General features: G+C 51.3%; 9 protein-coding genes. 8 read left to right on the plus strand and 1 reads right to left on the minus strand.

Going from position 1 to position 7,525, the window contains the following annotated elements; genetic code table 11:
- The 8 genes from B2R29_RS01220 to acpS all read left to right on the plus strand — a co-directional run bounded on the left by B2R29_RS01220 (position 1) and on the right by acpS (position 7,081).
- On the plus strand, positions 1-1,392 hold the full coding sequence (locus B2R29_RS01220; RefSeq protein WP_301179479.1) for a DegQ family serine endoprotease: 1,392 nt from the start codon (positions 1-3) through the stop codon (positions 1,390-1,392).
- Positions 1,393-1,501: 109 nt separating this feature from the next.
- The gene (gene lepA, locus B2R29_RS01225; RefSeq protein WP_301179421.1) at positions 1,502-3,301 is read left to right on the plus strand and encodes a translation elongation factor 4; all 1,800 of its coding nucleotides are present in this window, start codon (positions 1,502-1,504) and stop codon (positions 3,299-3,301) included.
- Between the two features lie 2 nt (positions 3,302-3,303).
- Positions 3,304-3,672: a DUF4845 domain-containing protein gene (locus tag B2R29_RS01230; RefSeq protein WP_301179422.1), complete on the plus strand. Its 369-nt coding sequence runs from the start codon at positions 3,304-3,306 to the stop codon at positions 3,670-3,672.
- Positions 3,665-4,354 carry a ribonuclease III gene (gene rnc / locus B2R29_RS01235; RefSeq protein WP_301179423.1) on the plus strand — a complete coding sequence of 230 codons (690 nt, stop codon included), beginning with the start codon at positions 3,665-3,667 and terminating at the stop codon, positions 4,352-4,354. Before B2R29_RS01230 ends, rnc begins: the two co-directional genes overlap by 8 nt.
- Positions 4,351-5,247 (plus strand): GTPase Era, encoded by an 897-nt coding sequence (gene era, locus B2R29_RS01240; RefSeq protein WP_301179424.1) that lies wholly within the window; start codon positions 4,351-4,353, stop codon positions 5,245-5,247. The genes rnc and era overlap by 4 nt, the downstream gene beginning before the upstream one ends.
- Entirely contained in the window at positions 5,244-5,888 is a 645-nt protein-coding gene (recO, locus tag B2R29_RS01245) for a DNA repair protein RecO (protein ID WP_301179425.1), read from the plus strand. Before era ends, recO begins: the two co-directional genes overlap by 4 nt.
- A gap of 14 nt (positions 5,889-5,902) precedes the next feature.
- Entirely contained in the window at positions 5,903-6,640 is a 738-nt protein-coding gene (gene pdxJ, locus B2R29_RS01250) for a pyridoxine 5'-phosphate synthase (protein ID WP_301179426.1), read from the plus strand.
- Entirely contained in the window at positions 6,641-7,081 is a 441-nt protein-coding gene (gene acpS, locus B2R29_RS01255; protein WP_301179427.1) for a holo-ACP synthase, read from the plus strand.
- Here the strand turns inward: acpS and B2R29_RS01260 are convergent.
- The coding region (locus B2R29_RS01260) for an Hpt domain-containing protein (protein ID WP_301179428.1) at positions 7,033-7,525 on the minus strand (493 nt) is incomplete at its 5' end. The two genes, acpS and B2R29_RS01260, sit on opposite strands and share 49 nt — an antisense overlap.

Raw genomic sequence — 7,525 nt, forward strand, 5'->3', positions numbered from 1 at the left:
ATGACATTGGCGATGAAACGTTCGCTGAGCTTGTTAACCTTTCTTTTAGCAGTGTCGTGGACCACAGCACACGCAGACCTTCCGGACTTCCGTGATCTGGTGAAAGAGTCTTCTCCAGCGGTAGTCAATATCAGCACTGTTCAGCATGCTCAGCAGAACAGCGCGCTGTCTGGGCAATACGGTATGCCGGACGACATGCCTGAAATATTCAGGCATTTTTTCGGGCGCCAGTTTCCTCAAGGGCCTGCACCACGCCGGGACAGCAATTCTCTTGGATCGGGTTTTATCGTATCGGATGACGGGTACATCCTGACGAATAATCATGTTGTTCAGGATGCGGATGAAATCATTGTGCGTCTTAACGATCGCCGCGAGCTGGAGGCTGTTCTGATTGGTGCTGATCCGAGTTCTGATCTGGCTGTCCTCAAGGTCGACGCTGATGACCTTCCGACCGTTGAGTTAGGCGATTCCGATAAGCTTGATGTCGGCGAGTGGGTTGTCGCTATCGGCTCTCCTTTTGGTTTCGATTATTCAGTGACAGCAGGTATTGTCAGCGCAAAGGGTCGGAGTCTGCCTAACGAGAATTATGTGCCCTTTATCCAGACCGATGTTGCCATCAACCCGGGAAACTCGGGTGGGCCACTATTTAACCTTGATGGTCAGGTGGTTGGTATTAACTCCCAGATATATACGCGTTCAGGCGGCTTTATGGGGGTCTCGTTTGCGATTCCAATCAATGTCGCCATGGACGTTGCTGAGCAGCTCAAGAGCAAAGGTAAGGTCAGTCGCGGTTGGTTGGGTGTCGTGATTCAGGAGGTAAACAAGGATCTCGCTGAATCGTTCGGGCTTGATCGCGCTGCCGGTGCGCTCGTGGTTCAGGTGGTTGATGGTAGTCCGGCTGAGGCCTCTGGCCTGGTGAGTGGCGACATCATTGTCAAAGTCAATGGTAAGGCAGTGCAGCTATCTTCTGATCTGCCACACCTGATTGGTCGTCTGCGCGCGGGTGATACCGCTAAGTTGTCCGTGGTGCGTGCGGGCAAGAGAAAGACCATCGATGTTGAAATTGGCGCGTTGCCTGAGTCTGATGAGATTCAGTTGTCGTCTAATCCCCCGCCTGCTGAACGCAAGAGCAACCGGCTTGGTCTTGTTGTCAGTGACATCCCAGCGGGTAAAAGTGCAGAGCAGGGGGTTGTCGTCACAGACGTGAATCGCGGCCCGGCATCGATGTCAGGCGTGATTCGTGGCGATGTGATCACCATGATTAACGGTCAACGCATCAGCTCAGTGGCTGATTTTGAACGTGTCGTCAAAGATTTACCCGGTAAACGCAGCGTGCCCATGCGCATTGTGCGCAGAGGGCAGGCCTCTTTCATTCCACTTCGGATTGATTAACCAGCATGTTATCGACAGTGCAGGGGCTGTGAGCCCCTGTCATTCATAGCCTTAGTCCGGTCCTTCAGGTAAAATCATCCGATTGAATTCACAACCGGATGATTATTCTGTGAGCCAGCTGGACCACATTCGCAACTTCTCCATCATTGCCCACATCGACCACGGCAAATCTACTCTGTCTGACCGCTTTATTCAGGTTTGCGGCGGCCTCTCCGATCGCGAAATGCAGGCGCAGGTTCTGGACTCCATGGACATCGAGCGCGAACGTGGCATCACCATCAAGGCCCAGAGCGTCACCCTGAACTACACCGCACGTAACGGTGAAACGTATCAGCTGAACTTTATTGATACTCCGGGACACGTGGATTTCAGCTATGAGGTGAGTCGTTCTCTGTCTGCGTGTGAAGGCGCTCTTCTGGTCGTTGATGCCGCGCAGGGCGTTGAAGCTCAGTCTGTTGCTAACTGCTACACCGCGATTGAACAGGGGCTGGAAGTTCGTCCGGTACTGAACAAAATGGACCTTCCACAGGCGGACCCAGACGCTGTCGCTCAGGAAATTGAAGATATTATCGGCATCGATGCGACCGACGCAGTGCGCTGTTCCGCCAAGAGTGGCCTGAACGTTGAAGACGTTCTGGAAGATCTGGTAGCTAATATTCCTGCCCCCGAGGGTGATCCTGATGCGCCGTTGCAGGCACTGATCATTGATTCCTGGTTCGACCCATATCTTGGTGTCGTATCGCTGATCCGCGTCAAGAATGGCTCAATCAGGAAAGGTGATAAGATCCGCATGAAGTCGACCGGTAAAGATCACATCGTTGATGACGTGGGCTACTTTTCGCCGAAAATGACGAAACGTCCTGAGCTGAATACCGGCGAAGTGGGCTATCTCTGTGGCAGCATTAAAGATATTCACGGTGCGCCCGTGGGCGACACCATTGTGTCTACCAAAAACCCGGACGTTGATGCACTGCCGGGCTTCCAGAAAGTTAAGCCACAGGTGTACGCCGGTCTGTTCCCCGTATCGTCGGATGACTATGAAGCGTTCCGTGTTGCACTTGATAAACTGTCACTGAACGATGCGTCGTTGTTTTTTGAACCAGAAAACTCTGATGCGCTGGGCTTCGGTTTCCGTTGTGGCTTCCTCGGCATGCTGCACATGGAGATCATTCAGGAACGTCTCGAGCGCGAGTATGATCTTGACCTGATCACCACTGCGCCGACGGTAATCTACGAAGTCGTTACCCGTAAAGGGGATGTCGTCAATGTCGATAACCCGTCGAAGCTTCCTGATATTGGTTCTATCGATGAAATGCGCGAACCGATTGCGGAGTGCAATATTCTGGTGCCACAGGAATATCTGGGCAGCGTTATTTCTCTGTGCGTCGATAAGCGGGGTGTGCAGGTGGATATGCAGTACACCGGTAGTCAGGTGGCATTGCGTTACGAAATCCCGATGGCGGAAGTCGTTATGGATTTCTTTGATCGTCTGAAGTCAGCAAGCCGTGGCTTTGCTTCGCTGGACTATAGCTTTCTGCGTTTCCAAGAGGCGCCACTGGTTCGCTTGGACGTTCTTGTGAACGGAGATCGCGTAGATGCGCTCGCGGTCATCATGCACAAAGAGAGTGTTCGTCGTCGTGGCAATCTCCTGACCGAGAAAATGAAAGAGCTGATTCCTCGTCAGATGTTCGATGTCGCAATTCAGGCGGCAGTTGGTAATCAGGTGGTGGCCCGTACTACAGTAAAAGCACTCAGAAAGAACGTAACGGCGAAATGTTACGGTGGTGACGTAAGCCGTAAGAAGAAACTGCTGCAGAAGCAGAAAGAAGGTAAAAAACGGATGAAACAGATCGGCAGCGTAGAAATTCCGCAATCGGCGTTTCTGGCTGTCCTCAAAGTGGACGACTAAATATGAAGCAAAACCAGCACGGCATGACAACAGCGACTGCGCTGTTACTTATACTGATTGGCATTGTGCTACTGCGTGCCGTGATGGTGATCGTTCCTATCTATTTTGATGATACCGAAGTGGGTATCGTTCTCGATAATATGGAAGAAAGCGGCAAAGTGACTGCGCGCACTTCGGAACGGTCTGTTCGCGATGAACTTGAGCGACGCCTTCGTAATAACAATATTCAGGTTACTACTGACAAGCTACTTGTAAAACGTGACCGAAATACTCTGACCATCGACTGGACTTACGAAAACCGCGGGCACTTCCTGGCGAATATCGATTTCGTACTTACCTTCCAGCACCAGAAAGTTATCACCAGTGAATAATCCCTTGTTAAAACTCTCTCAGCGCCTTGGCTATACCTTCAATGATGAGGCGCTGATCAATTTAGCGTTAACCCACAGAAGCTTGTCGGGAACCAACAACGAACGCCTGGAATTTCTGGGCGATTCGATTCTTAATTTTGTGATTGCCGAAGCCTTGTTTCTGAAATTTCCACATGCGAAAGAAGGGAAGTTGAGTCGTCTGCGCGCAAGGCTGGTAAAAGGCGATACGCTTGCTGAAATAGCAAAAGAGTTCGACCTTGGCGAGTTCTTGCTTCTTGGGTCTGGTGAAATGAAGAGTGGTGGTCATCGTCGGGATTCGATATTGGCCGATGCTGTTGAAGCAATCATAGGCGCTATTTATTTGGATTCCGGGCAGACCGCAGCGTCGGAACGCATTCTGTCGTGGTATGCGTCCCGCCTGGATGCGTTGAGTCTGGAAGATCCTATAAAAGATCCGAAGACTCGCCTGCAGGAACACCAGCAAGCCAATCGACTCAGCCTGCCCAAGTACACTGTTGTCAGTGTTGGTGGACCGGGAAACGAGCAGGTATTCACCGTCAGTTGCCGTATTCCGCAACAGGAAGACGTTGTCACGGCAGAAGGTTCAAGTCGTCGTGCTGCTGAGCAGGCGGCTGCTCAGGTATTTCTAAAACGCCTTGGGCTTGAGGAGTCAGCATCATGAGCACACGTACTGGTTTTGTAGCGATTGTGGGTCGCCCTAATGTGGGTAAGTCGACTCTGATGAATCGAATTCTCGGACAAAAACTTTCTATTACTTCCCGAAAGCCGCAAACGACACGCCACCAGATTCTGGGGATTCTTACCGAAGAAGATTCCCAGATTGTTTTTGTCGATACGCCCGGGATTCACAAGGCACACGATAAAGCGATTAACCGCTACATGAACCGAGCCGCAACAACGGCGGTAAAAGATGTTGATCTGGTTGTTATGGTCGTAGACCGGATGCGTTGGACCGATGAAGATGAAATGGTTCTGCAGACCGTTAAACAACAGCGTGCTCCGGTTATTCTGGTGGTGAATAAAATCGACTTTGTACGCGATAAAGATGAGCTTCTTCCTTATCTTGAAGAGCTTGCAGGAAGACACCCCTTCGATCAGATTATTCCGCTGAGTGCGAAGACGGGTCATAACGTAGAACGTATTGAGCACCTGATTCGCAGTTATCTTCCTGAAAATCCGTATTTCTATCCTGAAGATCAGATTACTGACCGCAGCTCACGCTTTCTTGCGGCTGAACTGGTTCGCGAAAAAATCATGCGCCAGTTAGGCGATGAATTGCCGTATGAAATGACGGTGGAGATTGAAGAGTTTGCACACACAGGCACTTTGATCGAAATCAGCGCGTTGATTATGGTCGAACGTCAGTCTCAAAAACGCATTGTTATTGGTGACGCAGGGTATCGAATCAAACAGATTGGAATCGAAGCACGGAAGGACATGGAGTCGCTATTCGACTGCAAAGTCATGCTGAATCTTTGGGTGAAAGTAAAATCCAACTGGTCTGATGACGAGCGGGCTCTGCGAAGCCTGGGGTATGACGACAGGGAAATATGAAGCATTGGTGGCTACTGAGGCGTGAGCCGTTTGGCGGCGGCTCAGACTGGCTGTGTACCATATTCACAAGAGACAGAGGGCTGGTTAAGGTCGTTTGCCGTGATGCCCACCTTCCGGAGATGCATCAGCCTTGTTGTGGAGAATGGCCTGCCTTAGGTGACCTGCCAAGGTTGAGGACCTGTGAAGCGAGTACCCCGCTGGGGTTGTCAGGCGAAGCATTGGTCTGTGCTCTGTATATGGATGAACTGCTGACGACGATTCTTCCTTTGTATGACCCTTCTGATGAACTATTCGATTTATACTCAACCATACTCACGACCCTGAGCGACAATGAGCGTGTTGATGTCTGGCTACGTATGTTTGAACAGTGTCTTCTCAGCCATTGCGGGCAGGGTATACACTGGACGCAGACGGCACACGGAGCCCCTGTCATCGCTGGCACTTACTACCTGTTCTGCGGTGGAGAAGGTTTGATCGAAGATCCTGATGGTTGGGATGGTGAAATTCTGCTCGCCATTGCCGATGGGGAGTTTACCAGGCCAGGGACTCTCTCTGTCGCTCGTCAGGTGCTGCGTATCGCTATCGATTATGCAGTCTCCAGGCCTATTATCAGTCGTGAATTATTAATACATCGCTCCTGAAACAGGAAAGAACTATGACCAATACTCGCGTTTTGCTCGGCGTTAATATCGACCATGTTGCGACACTTCGGCAAGCCAGGGGAACTCGTTACCCTGATCCGGTTCAAGCTGCTTTTATTGCCGAACAGGCAGGCGCGGATGGTATTACGATTCATCCCCGCGAAGATGCTCGCCATATTCAGGTTCGTGATGTCAGGGTCCTCGCTGGTACGCTTCAGACCCGGATGAATCTTGAAATGGCGGTGACCGAAGCCATGATTCAGTTGGCTGAAGAAGTAAAGCCGGAAGCGTGTTGTCTTGTGCCTGAGAAGAGAGAGGAGTTAACCACTGAAGGTGGGTTGGACGTTCTCTCTCAGGAAGACACAATTAAAGATGCGGTGACTCGCCTGGCAGCGGTTGGCGCTGAAGTGTCGCTATTTATCGATGCCGATTACGAGCAGATTGACGCAACAGTACGCACCGGTGCTCCTGTCATTGAGCTGCATACCGGTGGCTATGCAGATGCTGAGACACCACTAGAGCAGGCACGGGAACTGGAACGTATACGCGATGCGGCGGCCTATGCTTCAGGTAAGGGCCTGATCGTGAATGCAGGTCACGGTTTGCACTATCACAATGTTGAAGCGATAGCTCAGATCCCACAGATTAATGAACTGAATATTGGTCATGCGATCATCGCTCAGGCGTTGTTCAGTGGTCTGGAAGGCGCAGTCAGGGATATGAAACAGCTACTGACAGAGGCGCGTGCCTGAGTGGCAGGGCATGCTTTACCAGATCGCGATACGTTGCTGACCTCTGTCGGAGTCGGCACCGATTTGCTCGCTATACATCGTATTGAAGCCGCGTATGCGCGACACCCGGAGCGGTTGGTAAAGCGGTTGCTGACGCCCGCAGAACAGCGGGAGTTTTCTAAGCATTCTGATCCTGTTAATTATCTTGCTAAAGCCTTCTCTGCCAAGGAGGCGTTGGCAAAAGCACTGGGGACCGGGATTGCGTCCGGGGTCAGTTTTCAGGATTTCTCGATTCAGCGGGATAGCTCTGGCAAGCCGCTGGTGCACGTCAGCGGTCGTGCCAAAGAAATCATTCGTTCAGTCGATGAGCGGGCTCAACTGCTGTTGAGTCTTAGTGATGATGATGGATGGGTTCAGGCGTTTTCTGTATTAGCGCTTTTACCGGAGGCTTCTTCAAACTGAGCTTGCCAGTCATTTTCTCCGGCCCATTTTAATAAACGCTCTGTCTCGGTCATCAGCTCTCTCAAACGTTCGGGATACGCTTCTGAGTTCTGCTCCTTCAGGCAGGTTTCGAATGCTTCTAACGCCGATCTCAACGCAGGCACACCACAGTATCTCGCAGCGCCATGCAGTTTATGCGTTGCTTCCAGAAGCTCTGGCAGTTTTTCTTCTTCCCACAGTTCCAGAATTTCATCTTTTTCTTTGCGCAACATATCCGTCAGCATGCTGAACATGTCGGTCGCGAGCCCCGGGTTTCCGTTCGCCTGATGCAGTGCCAGCTCGGTATTAAAAATCCCCGTCGCCGCTGGTGCCTCATGTCGTAATGGTGGGCTTTCTTCGCTGTCGGCTTTGAAGCCAGTCCAGCGTTCAATAATCCGTGCCAGCTGCTCCATCGATACCGGCTTG

Source organism: Thalassolituus sp. UBA3500 (assembly GCF_002377545.1).
Lineage (GTDB): Bacteria > Pseudomonadota > Gammaproteobacteria > Pseudomonadales > Oceanobacteraceae > Thalassolituus.